Raw genomic sequence first — 16,440 nt, 5'->3', positions numbered from 1 at the left:
GCGGCTACTTCACCAGGATCTCGTCCGCGAACAGCCAGGTGTTGGCGGCGCCGTCGGGGAAACCGGCGGGCAGCGTGGCGTAGCGGGTCGCAGTGACGCGGACATAGCGCGCGCTCAACGGCTTGCTCGCCTTGAACACGAGGTGGAACTCCGTCGGCCGCGCGCTCATCACGTCGGCTTTCGGCTGCCCGGTCTGCAGCGTGGTCCAGTGCTGCCCATCGTCGGAGACCTGGAAGTTCACCTGTTGCGGCGGCAGGATGCGCGAGCCGGTGTCCTGCAGGAAATCCACGGCGATCGAGTGGATGGCCGTGGACTTCTGCAGGTCGATGCTGGCGTCGATGTCGTGGTCGTTCCAGCCCGACCACTGTCCGTCGTGGAAGTCGCCGCTGCCCAGCACGCCGTCCGTCAGCGCGCTGGCGGGCGCGTATTTCGGCGAAGGCGGCTGGGCGAGGCTGAGCGGTTTGCCGGTGGCGAGGTTGTCCACCAGGGTGAAGCTGGTCGGATTGTCGTAGCGCAGCCCCTTGCGGAACGGCACCACCTGCAGCGTGCCGGCGTGATGCAGGGTCACCGTGTCGGTGAACGACGGCGACTTCGCGGTCGGCGTGCTGCCGTCCAGCGTGTAATGGTTCACCAGGTCGTCGAAGCCGCGTTGCGCATGCAGCTGCCAGCCGCCCTTTGCATCCGCCGTGATCGCGTACTGCACCACTGCGCGATCCTCCGGACCGTAGGCCACGTGCCACGCGTCCAGCCGCGGGTACTGCGCCTGCAGCCGCCGGTGGAAGTCCGCCCAGGCCGCGTCGTCGTGCGCATTGCCGCGCCACAGGTTCTCGGCGAAGGCCAGCACGCGCGGGTACAGCTTGGACTCGGCGTTGTACGGGTTCGCGCGCTCGCTCCACAGCGGCGCCTCGGCGCCCAGGATCTGCGCGCGGTGCGTCGCGATGACGGCGGCATTCTGCGGCCTGGCCTCGGTGTACAGCGTCGGTGCGGCGCCGGTGATGTCGGTGCGAAACACGTTCTGCACGGTGAGCTTGAGCAGCGGCGAGTCGAGGTAGAACGGCCCGGCCACGATCGCGCGATTGCCGTTCTCGAGCGCCTTGCGCGCCTCGTCGTCGCCGCGCCAGACCTCGACGACGGCGTTCCTGCTGGCGCCGCCTTCGAGGATCTCGTCCCAGCCGATCATGGTCTTGCCCTTGCCCTCCAGGTACTTCTGGATGCGCTGGATGAAGTAGCTCTGCAGGCCTTCCTCGTCCTTCAGCCCCAGCTTGTGCATCAGCTCCTGGCAGGACGCGCAATCGTGCCAGTCGTCCTTCGGCACCTCGTCGCCGCCGATGTGCACGTACTTCGACGGGAACAGCGGCAGCACCTCGTCCAGCACGTTCTGCAGGAAGGTGAAGGTGCCTTCGTCGCCCACGCAGTCGATGTTCTTGAACACGCCCCAGGTGGTGGGCACGGTCGCCGGCTGCTTGCTGCACGAAAGCTCGGGATAGGCCGCGATCGCCGCCACGCTGTGCCCCGGCATCTCGATCTCGGGAATCACGGTGATGTTGCGCTGGCGCGCGTAGTCCACCACTTCGCGGATCTGCGCCTGGGTGTAGAAACCGCCGTAGCGCGTGCCGTCCGTCTCGGTGCGCCACGCGCCCACGCTGGTGAGTTTCGGGTAGCGCTTGATCTGGATGCGCCAACCCTGGTCGTCGGTGAGGTGCCAATGGAAGGTGTTGATCTTGTAGTAGCTGAGCAGATCGAGCTGCTTCTCGATGAAGCTCACCGGGTAGAAATGCCGGGCGACATCGAGCATCACGCCACGCCAGGCGTAGGCCGGCGCGTCCTCGATGGTCACCGCGGGAACCGTCACCTGCGCGGCGTGTTCCAGCGGCAGCAGCTGGCGCAGCGTCTGCACGCCCCAGAACAGCCCCTTGTCGGTCGAGGCGCTGACCGTGATGCGCTTCGGCGTCACCGCGAGCCGATAGGCTTCGTCGCCCTGCACGGCCGGATCGAGCTTCAGTTCGATGCCGTGCGCGGCGGCACCCTCCTGCACCGCGATGCCGGTCTGGGCGCGGATCGCCGCGCGCAGGAAGGCGGCGATCTCGCGGCTGCGGGCATCCTTCGGCGCCGCCACGCGGGTATGCGCATCGAGCCAGTAGCTGCCCTGCCCAGGTTGCAGGTGTTGCGGCTGCGGAATGATCGCCACGCCGGCCGCCGTGGCAAGCACCGGCAGCAACGCGGACAGGCCCAGCAGGCATCGCGCAAGCATCTTCGACATCAATGCATCCCCTCGTCGGTCGGACGGAGCCGATGGCCATGACGCATCCGGCGCATGACGACGATCGGAAACCGGGACAGCCCGGCGGCTGGCCGTTGCCTGCAGTCCATGGCAACGACATTTACTCACTTGTAAATCATCGTTTCATAGGTGCACACTAACACGCAAGGCTGAGCTCGCAACGCCGCGCGCGAACCCGCAGCCCCGATTCCGCCGGCTGACCGGCGGCACGCGCCCGATGGCATCACGCAGCGCAGGATGAAGAAATGACGCATGCCAGCGCAGACAAGGGGCCGCTTCGCGCCGCGGAAACGCCACGACAGGCGGTGCTGCGCCGGCTGCCGCAGCTGTCCTTCGGCGGCGCACCGATCGGCAACCTGTATGCCGGCGTGGCGGAAGCCGATGCCATCGCGGCCGTGCGGCACGCCTGGCAACTCGGCGTCCGCCATTTCGACACGGCGCCCTACTACGGCTACGGCCTCAGCGAGACGCGCCTCGGCGCTGCGCTGGCAGGCATTTCCCGCGCCGACTACAGCCTGTCGACCAAGGTCGGCCGACTGCTGCTGGATGTCGACGACGCCGGTGCGACGGCGGACGACGGCTTCGCGGTACGCGGGCGGCAAGCCGTGTTCGACTACAGCCGCGACGGCATCCTGCGCTCGGTGGAATCCAGCCTGCGCCGGCTGGCCACCGACCATGTCGAGATCCTGCTGCTGCACGACATCGGCGCGTCGACCCACGGCGCGCGCCACTCGGCCATCCTGCGCCAGGCGCTGGACGAGGCCCTGCCGACGATGGCCGAGCTGCGCAGCCAGGGGATCTGCGGCGCGATCGGCCTGGGCGTCAACGAGCAGGACGTGTGCCTGCAGGTGATGCCGGAGTTTCCACTCGACGTCATCATGCTGGCCGGCCGCTACACCTTGTTCGAGCAGCGCGACAGCGCGCAGCTGATGGCGCTGGCCGTGCAGCAGGACGTCGCGATCATGGTGGCCGGCCCCTACAACTCCGGCCTGCTCGGCGCCGACGACGCGCCCGGCACCACGTACAACTACGCGCCCGCCGATGCCGCCACCCGTGCCCGCGCGCAGCGTTTCTACGACATCTGCAGCCGGCTCGGCGCCAGCATCGGCGCGGCCGCGCTGCAATTTCCGCTGGCCCATCCCGCCGTCGCCACGGTGGTGTGCGGCCTGCGTTCGCCAGCGGAAGTCGACAGCGCCGCGCAGCGCCTGCACGCGCCCTTGCCGCCTGCGCTGTGGAACGAACTGCGCCAAGCCGGCCTACTCGACGCGAACGCCGCCACGCCATGAACCTGGTCGACGCCCACCAGCATTACTGGCGCGTGGATCGCGGTGACTACACGTGGCTGCACGACGCGCCAGCATCGCTGCAACGCGACTTCCTTCCCCCTGATCTGCAGGCCCAGCGCAGTGCCGCCGGCGTGGCCGGCAGCGTGCTGGTGCAGGCGGCGGCGAGCGAGGCGGAAACGCGCTACCTGTTCGAACTGGCCCGCGCCGATCGCAGCATCCTCGGCGTGGTGGGCTGGGTGGATTTCGAGGCGCCCGACGCGGCCGCGCGCATCCGCGCGCTGGCGCGCGACGGCGACGGCCTGCTGCTCGGCCTGCGGCCGATGGCGCAGGACCACGCCGATCCCGACTGGCTGGCACGTCCCGCGCTCGATGCGGCCTTCGACTGCCTGCAGGGACTGGACCTCGCCTTCGACGCCTTGGTGCGGCCACCGCAACTGCCGGCGCTGCAGCGGCGACTGCGGCGCGAACGCGAGCTGCGCGTGGTGCTCGACCACGCCGGCAAGCCGGACATCGCGCACGGCCGCTACGACGACTGGGCCGCGCCGATCCGCGAGCTGGCCGCCTTGCCCAAGGTCAGCTGCAAGTTCTCCGGTCTGCTCACCGAGCTCGCGCCCGGCATGCCGACCGGCACGCTCGATCCGTACGTCGACCACCTGTTTGCCTGCTTCGGCCCCGCGCGGCTGATCTGGGGCAGCGACTGGCCGGTGCTCACGCTGCGCGGCAGCTATGCGCACTGGCTGGAACTCGCCCGCGCGCTCGCGCAACGGCATGCCCCCCACGCGCTGGACCGCATCTTCAGCCGCAACGCGCTGGCGTTCTACCGGCCGCGCCGCGCACCCGACTTCCCCGCTTCCGCTGGAGCCATCCCATGAACCACTCACCCGCCCAGAGGCCACGCGCATGAATGGCCGACTGCAAGGCAAGCATGCTCTCGTCACCGCGGCCGGCGCCGGCATCGGCCGCGCCACCGCGCTCGCCTTCGCCCGCGAAGGCGCCACGGTGCTGGCCACCGACATCGACGCCGCGGCGCTGGCCAGCCTCGCGCAGGAACACGCCTCGATCAGCACGCAGCGACTGGACGTCACCCGCGCCGCGGACATTCGCGCGCTGGTCGACGGCAATGCGCCATTCGACGTGCTGTTCAACTGCGCGGGCTACGTTCACGCCGGCACCATCCTCGACACCGACGACGACGCCTGGCAACGCTCGTTCCGCATCAACGTGGACAGCATGTACTGGCTGTGCCGCGCGGTGCTGCCGGCGATGCTGGAGCGCGGCCGCGGCAGCATCATCAACATGTCCTCGGTGGCGTCGAGCATCAAGGGCGTGCCGAACCGCTTCGCCTACGGCACGACCAAGGCCGCGGTGATCGGCCTCACCCGCGGGATCGCCGCCGACTTCGTGGCGCGCGGCGTGCGCTGCAACGCGATCTGTCCCGGTACGGTGAAGACGCCCTCGCTGGGCCAGCGCGTGCGCGCGCTGGGCGGCGACGAGGAAGCCGTGTGGAAGAGCTTCACCGACCGCCAGCCGATGGGTCGCCTCGGCACGCCGGAGGAAATCGCCGCGCTGGCGCTGTATCTCGCCGCCGACGAATCCTCCTTCACCACCGGCACCGTCCACGTCGTGGACGGCGGCTGGTCCAACTGAAACGCGTTCAACCGAGCACACCACCATGAAACTCGTCCGTTACGGCGCCCCCGGCCAGGAGCGGCCCGGCCTGATCGACGCGCAGGGCACGCTGCGCGACCTCTCCGCCCACGTTGGCGACATCGACGCCGGCGCACTCGTGCGCGCCGGCCGCACGCGCCTCGCGGCGCTCGATCCCGCCAGCCTGCCGGAGGTCGCCGGCACGCCGCGTTACGGCGCACCGGTGGCGCACGTGGGCAAGATGATCTGCGTGGGCCTCAACTACAGCGACCACGCCGCCGAGACCGGCGCGGCGATACCCGAGCAGCCGATCCTGTTCATGAAGGCCACCAGCGCGATCATGGGGCCGAACGATGACGTGATCATCCCGAAGGATTCAGTCAAGACCGACTGGGAAGTGGAACTGGGCGTGGTGATCGGCGACACCGCGCGCCACGTTCGCGTCGAGGATGCGTTGAATCACGTCGCCGGCTACCTGGTGGTGAACGACCTTTCCGAGCGCGCGTTCCAGCTCGAACACGGCGGCCAGTGGACGAAGGGCAAGGGCTGCGACACCTTCGGTCCGATCGGCCCCTGGCTGCTCACCGCCGACGAGGTGGCCGACCCGCAGGACCTCGCGTTGTGGCTGGAGGTCAACGGCCACCGCTACCAACACAGCAGCACGGCGAACATGATCTTCGGCGTGGCCGAGCTGGTGAGCTACATCAGTCGCTACATGAGCCTGCAGCCGGGCGACATCATCAGCACCGGCACGCCGCCCGGCGTGGGCCTGGGCCAGAAGCCGCCGGTCTACCTGCGCCCCGGCGACGTGATGGAACTCGGCATCGCCGGCCTCGGCCGGCAACGCCAGCGCACCGTCGCCTACGCAGACGCGGGGCAGCCATGAACAGCGCCATCGACACTACGCCCGCCAACATAGGCGCCGCGCGCATCGTGGCGCTGGACACACTGGACGTGCGCTTTCCCACCTCGCGCGAGCTGGACGGCTCGGACGCGATGAATCCCGACCCGGACTACTCGGCCGCCTGCGTCACCCTGCGCACCGACCAGCCCGGGCTGGCGGGCTACGGCTTCGTGTTCACCATCGGCCGCGGCAACGACGTGCAGAAGGCGGCGCTGGATGCGCTGGCCGAGCATGTCGTCGGCCTCTCCGTCGAAGCGGTCGTCAACGACCTCGGCGGCTTCGCGAAACGTCTCACCGGCGACTCGCAGCTACGCTGGCTAGGCCCCGAGAAGGGCGTGATGCACATGGCGATCGGCGCGGTGGTCAACGCCGCCTGGGACCTCGCCGCGCGCATCAAGGGCAAGCCGCTGTGGCGCTACATCGCCGAGCTGTCCCCGGAGGAGATCGTCGCCGCGATCGACTTCCGTTATCTCAGCGACGCGCTCACGCCGGAAGAAGCGCTGACCCTGCTGCGCGCCGCCGTGCCGCACCGGCAGCAACGCATCGAGCAACTGCTGGCCGAAGGCTACCCCGCCTACACCACCTCGCCCGGCTGGCTGGGCTACAGCGACGAGAAGATGCAGCGGCTGGCGCGCGAAGCGGTCGCCGACGGCTTCCGCACGATCAAGCTCAAGGTGGGCCTGAACGCGACGGACGACGTGCGTCGCTGCCGCCTCGCGCGCGAAACCGTCGGTCCCGACATCGCCATCGCGATCGACGCGAACCAGCGCTGGGACGTCCCCGACGCGATCGTCTGGCTCAACCAGCTCACCGCCTTCGACATCGCCTGGATCGAGGAGCCGACCAGCCCCGACGACATCCTCGGCCACGCGGCGATCCGCCGCGCCGTCGCACCCATGCCGGTCTCCACCGGCGAGCACACCCACAACCGGGTGATGTTCAAACAGCTGTTCCAGGCCGGTTCGGTCGACCTGGTGCAGATCGACGCGGCCCGCGTGGGCGGCGTCAACGAGAACCTGGCGATCCTGCTGCTGGCCGCGAAGTTCGGCGTGCGCGTGTTTCCGCACGCCGGCGGCGTAGGGCTGTGCGAACTGGTGCAGCACCTGGCGATGGCCGACTTCGTGGCGATCACCGGCCGGAAGGAAGACCGCGCGATCGAGTTCGTCGACCACCTGCACGAACACTTCATCGACCCGGTGGTGATACGCGAAGGCCGCTACATCGCACCCATGGCGCCGGGTTTTTCCGCGGAGATGAAGGAAAGCTCACTGCGCGATTACGCCTTCCCGCATGGCGCGGCGTGGCAATCCTGAAAAGCCGGAGTCACTGATGAAGATGCCGTACCGCTTCGTGAAATCCGCCCTCGCCTGCGCGCTCGCCTCCGCCTGCGCCATGGCGCACGCCGCGACTCCCACGGACACCGGCATGCATCCGGTCCCGGCGATCCAGGACACCGAAACACCGGCGCAGCGCGACGCACGCATGGCGTGGTGGCGCGCGGCGCGCTACGGCATGTTCATCCACTGGGGCGTGTATTCGGTGCCGGCAGGCGTGTGGCACGGCAAGCCGGTGGATGGTGCGGGCGAATGGATCATGCACGACGCACGCATCCCGGTGGCCGAGTACAGGCAGCTGCCCGCGCGCTTCGACCCTGCGCAGTTCGACGCGCACACCTGGGTCTCGCTGGCCAGGGCCGCGGGCATGAAGTACATCGTGATCACCGCCAAGCACCACGACGGCTTCGCGATGTTCGACTCCAAGGCGAACGCGTTCAACATCGTCGACGCCACGCCGTTCAAGCGCGACCCTTTGCGCGAACTGGCCGACGAGGCGAAGCGGCAAGGCATCAAGTTCGGCGTGTACTACTCGCAGGATCAGGACTGGACCGCGCCCGGCGGCGCCGCGATCGGCGGCCACTGGGACAAGGCGCAGGACGGCGACTTCGCCACCTACCTGCACACCAAGGCGATCCCGCAGATCAAGGAACTGCTGACGAAGTACCACCCCGCGGTGCTGTGGTTCGACACACCCACCCGCGAGATGACGCCGCAACTCGCCTCGGAAATCGTGAAGCTGCTCGACCAGTATCCGCAGCTGATCTGGAACAACCGGCTGGGCGGCGGCTATCCGGGCGACACCGAGACGCCCGAGCAGCGCATCCCGCCGCAGGGCTTTCCCGGCAAGGACTGGGAAACCTGCATGACGATCAACGACACCTGGGGCTACAAGTCGGGCGACACCGACTTCAAGTCGACCACCGTGCTGCTGCACAACCTGGTCGACATCGCCAGCAAGGGCGGCAACTACCTGCTCAACGTGGGACCCGACGCGCACGGCGTGATCCCTGCTGCCGAGGCCGAACGCCTGCAGGCCATCGGCCAGTGGCTCAAGGTCAACGGCGAATCGATCTACGGTACCGGCCCCACGCCGTTCGCCGATCCACATGGCAGCTACTCGGCCACGCAGAAAGATTCCAACGGCAAGCCCGTGTGGGTGCCTGCCTGGGATTGGCGTGCCACCCGCCGGCCCGGCAAGATCTACGTCCACCTGTTCGAGTGGCCCGGCGCATCGTTCCACGTTGCCGACGCGAACCTCCACGCCACCGGCGCCTATCTGCTGGCCGACCCGCAGCACACGCCGCTCAAGTTCACCCAGCACGGCACGCAACTCGACGTGCAGTTGCCGGCCAAACCGCTGGACCCGGTCGACACCGTGCTGGTCGTCACGACCAAGAGCTGAGGGCAGTTGCCCCGGTCACCGACGGACGCCGGTGACCGGGCGATCGATCCGGCCCCGCCGTGACACTGCACTGCTATCGGTGTTCGCCCTGCTCCGCCGCATCGCAGGCGGTCAGCGCGTCCTTCAGCGAAAAAATTCCGCGCATCGCCACCCATTTCTCGCCCGGCTTCGCCCACGGCAGACGCTGCTGATAGCGATCCATCAACTGCTCCCACTCATGCACGCGCGGGTCGGCTGCATCGGCGGTCTGCTTGCCGGCGGCGTCGTAGCCGTCGGGCACCTGCATCACCATCACCAGCCGGTTGCCGCTGCGGAAGATCTCCATCTCCTCGATGCCGGCGTTGCGGATCGAGGCGACGATCTCCGGCCAGACCACGCCGGGCCGGTGCCAGTTTTCGTACTCGGCGATCGCCGCCGCGTCGTCGCGCAGGTCGAGCGCGTAGTAGAGCCGCGGCATCAACGTTCCTCCGCGCGTGCATGCTTCAGTTGCCGCCACGCGAACCACGCCACCACCGCGAAACTCAGCGCCGGCACGGCGAGCGCACGCGCAATGCCGGCGACATCGGACACCGCCCCCATCGCCGCGGTGAGCACCGCGCCGCCGATGATGGTCATCACCAGCAGGGCCGAACCGAGCTTGCGCTCGTCGTCGTCCATGCCCTCCACGCCCAGCGCGAAGATGGTCGGGTACATCACCGACATGAAGAAGCTGCAAGCCACCAGCGCGACCGCGCCGCTGAAGCCCGGCTGCAGCAGCGCGTACAGCGTGAGCACCACGTTGATCGCGGCGAACGCCAGCAGCAGGCGCACCGGCGCGAGGAATTTCATCAGCGCCGTGCCGACAAAGCGACCCGCCATGAAGCACGCCAGTGCGGCGAGGATGAAGCTCGCCGCCGCGTGCGCCGAGGTGCCGGGCATGCTCGATTGCACGTAGCGGATGGTGTAGCTCCACACCCCGACCTGCGCACCCACGTAGAAGAACTGCGCCGCCATCGCGCTGGTGAAGCCGCGGTCGCGCAGCAGCCGCGCCAGCGCGCCGTCGCGCCCGGTGGCGCGCGTGGTCAACACGTGCGGCGCGGCCACCGCGGGAAAGCGCATCACCAGCACCAGCACGGCCCAGGCCAGCACCACCAGGCCGATGCACAGGTACGGCCACTGCACCGCATGCGTCGCCGTGGTGAAGTACGCATCGCGCTCGGCGGCGCTCATCGCGGCCAGTTGCGCGGGCGTGTGCTCCGCGCCCGCGAGGATGAAATGCTTGCCGATCAGCACGCCGGCGATCGAGCCCAGCGGGTTGAATGCCTGTGCGAAGTTGAGTCGCCGCGCCGCGCCCTCGCGCGGTCCCAGCACGGTCATCAGCGGGTTCGCCGAGGTTTCCAGGAAGGCCAGCCCGGTGGCGATCACGAACAGCGCGAACAGGAACAGCCCGTAAGTGCGCAGCTGCGCCGCCGGCCAGAACAGCAGCGCGCCCGCGCCGTACAGCACCAGGCCCAGCACCACTGCCTCCTTGTAGCCGTAGCGGCGCATGAACATCGCCGCCGGCATCGCCACCAGGAAATAGCCGAGGTAGAACGCGCTCTGCACCAGGCCCGCCTGGAAGTCGTCCAGCACGAAAGCCAGCTTGAACTGCGCGATCAGCACGTCGTTGAGGTTGTTCGCGCCGCCCCACAGGAAGAACAAGCCGACGATCAGGAACAGCGGCAGCCAGCGGCGGACGCCTTGCGGCGCGGTGGCAACGGGTGTTGCCGGGGACTCCGTCATCACTTGCACATCCACCCCTCTCTCCCGTTGCGTGGCGCTGGCGCCCGGCGATGCGTGCCGCGCAGGATTCGCGCCGGCGTGCAAATATGAAACAGTTATTCACCAGCATAACAAGACGCGCCGCAACATGCCGTGTTCCACATGACGACCACCCGCAGCATGCGGCAAGCTAGGGAACCATGACGAAACCCGCACCGAAATACCGCGCGCCCGCGCTCGACAAGGGCCTGGACATCCTCGAACTGCTGGCCAGCGCGCACCAGCCGCTCAGCATCGTGGAGATCTCCGAAGGCGTGGGCCGCTCGCGCGGCGAGATCTTCCGCATGCTGCAGGTGCTGGAGGAACGCGACTACCTTGCCCGCGCCGAAGGCGACGGCGGCTACTGCATCACGCCGCGACTGTTCCGCCTCGCGATGGAGCAGCCGCCGGTGAAGAGCGCGATCGAGGCCGCCCTGCCGGTGATGCACCGGCTCGCCGAGACCACCGAGCAGGCCTGCCACCTGGTGGTGCCTTCGCGCGACCAGATCGTGGTGATCGCCCGCGCCGATCCGCCGGGCGAGATCGCCCTGGTGGTGCGCATCGGCCATCGCCGGCCGATGTCCCTGGCCACCTCGGGCCACGTGCTGCTGGCCTTCCAGGACGAACAGGTGCGCGAGCACTGGCTGGACCTGATCGCCGCCCAGGAGCCCGACCTCGACCGCAAGAAACTGGTCCGCCAGCTGGCGCAGGTGCGCAGCCAGGGCTACGCCTGCGCGCGCAGCCACGTGGTGGATGCAGTCACCGACCTCTCCGCCCCGGTGCTTCACCACGGCCACGCCGTCTGCGCGCTCACCGTGCCGTTCATCGAGCAGCGCGCCTCGGCACAGACCCGCCAGCGCACCGTCGAGGCGCTGTGCAAGGCCACCGCCGAGATATCCGACATCCTGCACTACGGCATGACGACGCAGAAGCGATAAACCTGCAGGAGCGGCTTCAGCCGCGACCGGCGTCTGAGGAATCGCGGCTGAAGCCGCTCCTACAGCCGCTCCTACAAAGAGTCCAAGCCATGCAAGGAGCATCTCCATGAACCAGCCCGCCCTCTCCGCCATCGCGCTCGCCTGCGTCGCCGGCCTGGCTTTCGCCGCGCCGGTCCACGCGGCGACGCCCACGGCGAACGGCGCCGACATCACGCTGTACCGCAGCGACAGCGCCGCGCTGTACGCCAGCAGCGGCGACAACAACGTCGACGACGGTTACGCGGTGGTGCGCGAACTGCGCGCGCTCGCGCTCAAGCCCGGCCTGCAGGACATCACCCTGGGCGACCTGCCCGACCATCTCGATGCCGAGGCGCTGGCGCTGGGCTTTCCCGATGGCGGCGCCAAGGTGGTCTCGCAGCGCCTGCTTCTGGGCCAGGGCGGCAGCGCCGCACTGACCGGCCTGCTCGGCCGCGAAGTCACCGTGCTGGGCGACAACGGCCAGGCCATCGCCAGCGGCACGCTGCGGCGCGCGGGCAACGACGGCCTGATGGTCAGCGACACCACCGGCACCAGCTGGATCCGCCAGTACGCCGGCGTGCGCGTCGGCAGCGGCGATTTCCCCACCGGCTCCAGCCTGCGCCTGCGCATCGACGCCACGCGCGGCGGCAACACCGCGGCCGTGCTCAGCTACCCCACCAGCGGCCTCGGCTGGCGCGCCGCCTACGTCGCCACGCTGCAGCCCGGCGACGACTGCCGCATGCAGTTCGAATCACGCGCCAGCATCGCCAACCGCAGCGGCCGCGACTGGCACGACGCGAAACTCACCCTGATCGCGGGCGAACCGAACTTCGCCAAGGCATCGGCGCCACGTCCGATGATGATGCAGGCCAAGGCCTTTGCAGCCGCCGCGCCCATGCCCGAGCAGGCGCAGATGGACAACTACCGCAGCTACACCCTGCCCGCGGCGGTGAACCTTCCCGACGGCAGCGTCAGCCAGGTGCCGCTGTATGCCACGCGCACGCTGGGCTGCGAGCGCACCAACCTGGTCGAGAACGGCGGCACCTGGCAGCCGCCGCAGCCGATGCTGGGCCGCGACTTCAACGGCGGCGGCAGCAACGGCACTATCGTCAGCACGTTGAAACTCACCGCCTTCGACAGCCTTCCCGCCGGCTACCTGCGCGTGCTCGCGCAGGACAGCCACGGCACGCCGCAATTCATCGGCGAAGGCCGCATCGGGGACACGCCCAAGGGCGGCGACGCCACCATCGCCCTGGGCCAGGCCTTCGACCTGCGCGCCCAGCGCGAGCGCACCGCCTTCCACGTGGACCAGGCTGGTCGCACGCTGGACGAAGCCTTCCGCATCACGCTCACGAACGCCGGCGACAGCGCGCGCACCGTCACCGTGCGCGAGCATCCCAACCGCTGGCGCGAATGGAAGCTGGCCTCGTCCAGCCAGAAGCCCAGCCGGCAGACCACCGACACGCTGGAGTTCCGCGTCAACGTGCCCGCCAACGGCAAGGCCGTGCTGGACTACGCCGTGCACTACAGCTGGACCGCCACCGACAAACCGCAACCGTAACCCGAGGCCCGCCATGCTCAACCTCATCAAGCACGACGCCATCGCCGAGATCCAGCTGGCGCGGCCGCCGGTCAACGCGCTCAACCTCGAACTGCTGCGCAGCCTGCGCGAAAGCGTGGGCGATGCCGTGCGCGACGGCGCACGCGGCATCGTGTTGTCCGGCGTACCGGGCATGTTCTCCGCCGGCGTCGACGTGCCGGCGCTGCTGCTGCGCGATCGCGCCGGGGTGCGCGAATTCTGGCGCGAGTTCTTCGCGCTGTGCTCGACGTTGGCGTGTGCGCCGGTACCGCTGGTCGCCGCGATCACCGGCCACAGCCCGGCCGGCGGCGCGGTGCTCGCGTTGTTCTGCGACTACCGCGTGATGGCGCAGGGGCCGTACAAGATCGGCCTCAACGAGGTGCAGGTGGGCTTGATCGTGCCGGACTGCATCCAGCTCGCACTGCGCCGCGTGGTGGGCGCCTACCGCGCCGAGCGTCTGCTGGTGGCCGGCGCGATGATCGACGCGGAACAGGCGCTGGCTTGCGGCTTCGTCGACGAAACCACCGGCATCGAACAGGTGACCACCCGCGCCCTGCACTGGCTCGGCGAGCTGCTGGCGCGACCGTCGTACGCGATGCTGACCACGCGCGCACTGGCCCGTGCCGACCTGATCGCCGCCTGGGCCAACGTGGACGCGCTGCCGCTCGACGATATCACCGAGGCGTTCCTCCATCCGCAGGCGCAGGCCACCTTGCAGGCGCTGGTGGCGCGGCTCAAGAGCAAGGGCTGACTACCCGGAATGCGGCCTGCTGCAGCTTGCCCGCTCCTCCAACCCTCCCGCGCACGCTGGAGGGGCATACGCCGCTCGCTCAATAACCCTCGAATTCCTCGGTGCGCAGGTTGTCCTCGTCGGCGCCGAGTTCGATCAGCAGGGCGCGGGTGGCGCGCACGAAGGCTTCGGGGCCGCTGACGTACCACTTGGGCCTGGCGATGTCGGCGACGTGGCGGCGGATGATTTCCGCGCTCAAGTGCCCGCTTTCGGCGCCGACCTCGCTGCCCGCGCCGCGGCTGTAGACCGGCACGTAGTGGAAGTGCGGATTGGTCTTGGCGAATGCCTTGAAATCCTCGGCATAGGCCGCGCGCGAGGAATCACGGTTGACGTAGAACAGCGTGATGTCGTGCGCACTGTGATCGTGCGTGGCCTGCGCGATGGCGCTGCGTGCGGGGGTGACGCCGATGCCGCCGGCGAGGTACACCGCAGGCATGGCTTCGTTCTTGTGCAGCACGAAGTCGCCGAAGTTGGCGTCGATCTGCACCGGCGTGTGGTCGGGCAAGTCGCGCATCGCGTTCTTGAACGGCGTGTCGCGCATGCGCGTGGCCACGGCGAGGTGATCCTCGAACGGCGAGGAGACGAAAGAGAAGCCGTGCACGTGGCTCATCTTGTCCGCGCCCGGCGTGGCCTTGAGCAGAATGTCAAGGAACTGTCCGGCGCGATAGCTGTGGCCGACGGGCTTGCTGAAACGGAACTCCGTGGTGCCCTCGGCCACGTCGCGCTTGCCGAGATATTCGACGTCGTAAATTGCCATGACTGCCTCCCTTGGGTTGAACGATGACGCCAGGCGCATTCGTCCCCGATCAAGGGAAGGCGGATGGTCGTTGTGACTGGTTACGCTCCTGCGGCCACGGGCCGCGAGCGGTCGCTGACCCAGCCGCTCCATGACGGTGCATACAGGCGCGAGCCGGCGAGGCCGGCGTGCTCCATCGCCAGCAGGTTGTGGCAGGCCGTGACGCCGGAGCCGCACATGTGCACGACGTCGGCCGGCGCGCGCGCGCCGAGCACGGCGAGGAATTCGCTTTTCAATTCCGCCGCGCTCTTGAAGCGGCCATCGGCGGCGAGGTTGTCGGCGAACGGGCGGTTGCGCGCGCCGGGCACGTGGCCGGCGACGGGATCGAGCGGCTCGGTATCGCCGCGGTAGCGTGGCGCGGCGCGGGCGTCGAGCAGCAGCGGCGCCGGCGCGGCATGCAGTGCGGTGTGATCGAGCACGACCTGGGCAGGGTCGAACTGCACCGTCGCCATAGTCGGCACGCGCTGCGGCGCGATGGTTTCCACGGGCAGGCCCACAGCCTGCCACGCGGCCCAGCCGCCATCGAGCACAGCCACCGCACGTTCGTCGGCGAGGCGCAGCAGCCACCACAGCCGCGCGGCGGCCAGCGCGCCACTGGCGGCGTCATACGCCACCACCTGCAGTCCCGGGCGCCAGCCCCAGCGACCCAGCACGGCGGCGAACGCCGTCGCCGATGGCAGCGGATGCCGGCCCAGGCCCTGCGATTGCAGCGAGAGGTCGGAGAGGTCCGTGTCGAGTTCGGCGTAGACCGCTCCCGGAATATGACCGGCGAGATAATCGCGCCGGCCCTTCGCCGGATCGGCGAGGTCCTTGCGGCAGTCGACGACCAGCACTTCACCGGGCGGCAGCGCCGCCAGCTCGGCTGCGGAGATCAGCGTGCTCTTCATGCGCGTCCCATCCTCTTCAGCAGGTTCAGCAGGATCGCCGCGGTGGCGCCCCAGATGCGGTGCCCGCCGTGCACGAACTCCACCATGTCGCGCCGGTGGCCGCGGTATTCCATGACATAACGACGCAGGTTGGCTGGTTCAAGGAAGAACGCCAGCGGCACCTCGAACACCTCGGCCACTTCCGCGGGTGCGGCGCGCAGCTGCGCGTTCGCGGCGATGCGCGCCACCACCGGGGTGATGCGGTAGCCGCTGATCGTCTCGAAGTTGTCGAGGTAGCCCAGCGGCGTCACCAGCGTGCGGTCGAGGCCGATCTCCTCTTCGCTCTCGCGCAGCGCGGTGGCCAGCGCGTCGATGTCGCCGGGGTCCATGCTTCCGCCGGGGAACGCCACCTGCCCCGCATGCGACTGCAAGTGGTCGGTGCGCACGGTGAACACCAGCCGCGGCTGCACGCCCTCGCGCAGCCCCAGCAGCACCGCCGCCGGGCGACGCTGCGTGTTGCCCAGCAGTTCGGTGATGTCGGCGTGGTTCCAGCCTGGCGCGATGGGTGGCGCGGACAGCGGCCGCAAGGCCGGCAGCAGGATGCCCTCGTTCATGGGCGGCTGCGCGCGGGCAGCACGTCGCGCATCACGTGCAAGCGCTCGGCCTCGCTCATGCCGCGCCAGCGACCGATCTCCTCGATCGTGCGGCGGCAGCCGATGCAGTAGCCCCTGGAGTCCAGCCGGCAGATGCCGATGCACGGCGTGGCCGGGGATGACGGTGCGGAGGGAGGTTCGTTCGACATCCCCGTCATTCTAGA

Annotated in this window: 16 protein-coding genes; 9 read left to right on the top strand and 7 right to left on the bottom strand. The window is 69.1% G+C overall.

Annotated elements, in window-relative coordinates:
- Positions 1–4 precede the first annotated feature (4 nt).
- Positions 5–2,260: a family 20 glycosylhydrolase gene (locus AB7878_RS14490; RefSeq protein WP_369495034.1), complete on the bottom strand. Its 2,256-nt coding sequence runs from the start codon at positions 2,258–2,260 to the stop codon at positions 5–7.
- A gap of 266 nt (positions 2,261–2,526) precedes the next feature.
- Between AB7878_RS14490 and AB7878_RS14485 the strand changes: the two genes are divergently transcribed.
- From AB7878_RS14485 to AB7878_RS14460, 6 genes are read left to right on the top strand one after another with little or no spacing between them, the layout of a single operon-like run.
- Positions 2,527–3,567 (top strand): aldo/keto reductase, encoded by a 1,041-nt coding sequence (locus tag AB7878_RS14485; RefSeq protein ID WP_369495033.1) that lies wholly within the window; start codon positions 2,527–2,529, stop codon positions 3,565–3,567.
- The gene (locus AB7878_RS14480) at positions 3,564–4,439 is read left to right on the top strand and encodes an amidohydrolase family protein (protein ID WP_369495032.1); all 876 of its coding nucleotides are present in this window, start codon (positions 3,564–3,566) and stop codon (positions 4,437–4,439) included. The genes AB7878_RS14485 and AB7878_RS14480 overlap by 4 nt, the downstream gene beginning before the upstream one ends.
- 28 nt (positions 4,440–4,467) lie before the next feature.
- Positions 4,468–5,214, top strand: coding sequence for an SDR family oxidoreductase (locus AB7878_RS14475; protein WP_369495031.1), 747 nt, complete (start codon positions 4,468–4,470; stop codon positions 5,212–5,214).
- Positions 5,215–5,239: 25 nt separating this feature from the next.
- Positions 5,240–6,100: a fumarylacetoacetate hydrolase family protein gene (locus tag AB7878_RS14470; RefSeq protein WP_369495030.1), complete on the top strand. Its 861-nt coding sequence runs from the start codon at positions 5,240–5,242 to the stop codon at positions 6,098–6,100.
- Complete coding sequence (locus tag AB7878_RS14465; RefSeq protein ID WP_369495029.1) at positions 6,097–7,431, top strand: L-fuconate dehydratase; 1,335 nt, start codon at positions 6,097–6,099, stop codon at positions 7,429–7,431. Before AB7878_RS14470 ends, AB7878_RS14465 begins: the two co-directional genes overlap by 4 nt.
- 16 nt (positions 7,432–7,447) lie before the next feature.
- Positions 7,448–8,857, top strand: a complete 1,410-nt coding sequence (locus tag AB7878_RS14460) for an alpha-L-fucosidase (RefSeq protein WP_369495028.1) — start codon at positions 7,448–7,450, stop codon at positions 8,855–8,857.
- Between the two features lie 73 nt (positions 8,858–8,930).
- Here the strand turns inward: AB7878_RS14460 and AB7878_RS14455 are convergent, their stop codons facing one another.
- On the bottom strand, positions 8,931–9,314 hold the full coding sequence (locus tag AB7878_RS14455; protein WP_369495027.1) for an L-rhamnose mutarotase: 384 nt from the start codon (positions 9,312–9,314) through the stop codon (positions 8,931–8,933).
- Positions 9,314–10,618: an L-fucose:H+ symporter permease gene (gene fucP / locus AB7878_RS14450; protein WP_369495026.1), complete on the bottom strand. Its 1,305-nt coding sequence runs from the start codon at positions 10,616–10,618 to the stop codon at positions 9,314–9,316. The genes AB7878_RS14455 and fucP overlap by 1 nt, the downstream gene beginning before the upstream one ends.
- A gap of 179 nt (positions 10,619–10,797) precedes the next feature.
- Between fucP and AB7878_RS14445 the strand changes: the two genes are divergently transcribed.
- The 3 genes from AB7878_RS14445 to AB7878_RS14435 all read left to right on the top strand — a co-directional run bounded on the left by AB7878_RS14445 (position 10,798) and on the right by AB7878_RS14435 (position 13,922).
- Complete coding sequence (locus AB7878_RS14445; RefSeq protein ID WP_369495025.1) at positions 10,798–11,574, top strand: IclR family transcriptional regulator; 777 nt, start codon at positions 10,798–10,800, stop codon at positions 11,572–11,574.
- 106 nt (positions 11,575–11,680) lie between these two features.
- On the top strand, positions 11,681–13,153 hold the full coding sequence (locus tag AB7878_RS14440; protein WP_369495024.1) for a DUF4139 domain-containing protein: 1,473 nt from the start codon (positions 11,681–11,683) through the stop codon (positions 13,151–13,153).
- 13 nt (positions 13,154–13,166) lie between these two features.
- On the top strand, positions 13,167–13,922 hold the full coding sequence (locus tag AB7878_RS14435; RefSeq protein WP_369495023.1) for an enoyl-CoA hydratase/isomerase family protein: 756 nt from the start codon (positions 13,167–13,169) through the stop codon (positions 13,920–13,922).
- A 79-nt stretch (positions 13,923–14,001) separates the two neighbouring features.
- Here AB7878_RS14435 and AB7878_RS14430 read toward each other — a convergent pair whose 3' ends face one another.
- From AB7878_RS14430 to AB7878_RS18530, 4 genes are all read right to left on the bottom strand, one after another.
- On the bottom strand, positions 14,002–14,718 hold the full coding sequence (locus AB7878_RS14430; protein ID WP_369495022.1) for an FAD-dependent oxidoreductase: 717 nt from the start codon (positions 14,716–14,718) through the stop codon (positions 14,002–14,004).
- A gap of 80 nt (positions 14,719–14,798) precedes the next feature.
- Positions 14,799–15,644 (bottom strand): sulfurtransferase, encoded by an 846-nt coding sequence (locus AB7878_RS14425; RefSeq protein WP_369495021.1) that lies wholly within the window; start codon positions 15,642–15,644, stop codon positions 14,799–14,801.
- Complete coding sequence (locus AB7878_RS14420) at positions 15,641–16,237, bottom strand: CoA pyrophosphatase (RefSeq protein WP_439653802.1); 597 nt, start codon at positions 16,235–16,237, stop codon at positions 15,641–15,643. Before AB7878_RS14420 ends, AB7878_RS14425 begins: the two co-directional genes overlap by 4 nt.
- On the bottom strand, positions 16,234–16,425 hold the full coding sequence (locus AB7878_RS18530; RefSeq protein ID WP_439653801.1) for a DUF1289 domain-containing protein: 192 nt from the start codon (positions 16,423–16,425) through the stop codon (positions 16,234–16,236). Before AB7878_RS18530 ends, AB7878_RS14420 begins: the two co-directional genes overlap by 4 nt.
- Positions 16,426–16,440: the final 15 nt, after the last annotated feature.

Origin of the sequence: Rhodanobacter humi, from assembly GCF_041107455.1 — a bacterium.
Classification (GTDB): Bacteria; Pseudomonadota; Gammaproteobacteria; order Xanthomonadales; family Rhodanobacteraceae; genus Rhodanobacter_A.
Note: the sequence above shows the minus strand (reverse complement) of the source record. Positions and strands in the feature narration are given on the sequence as shown.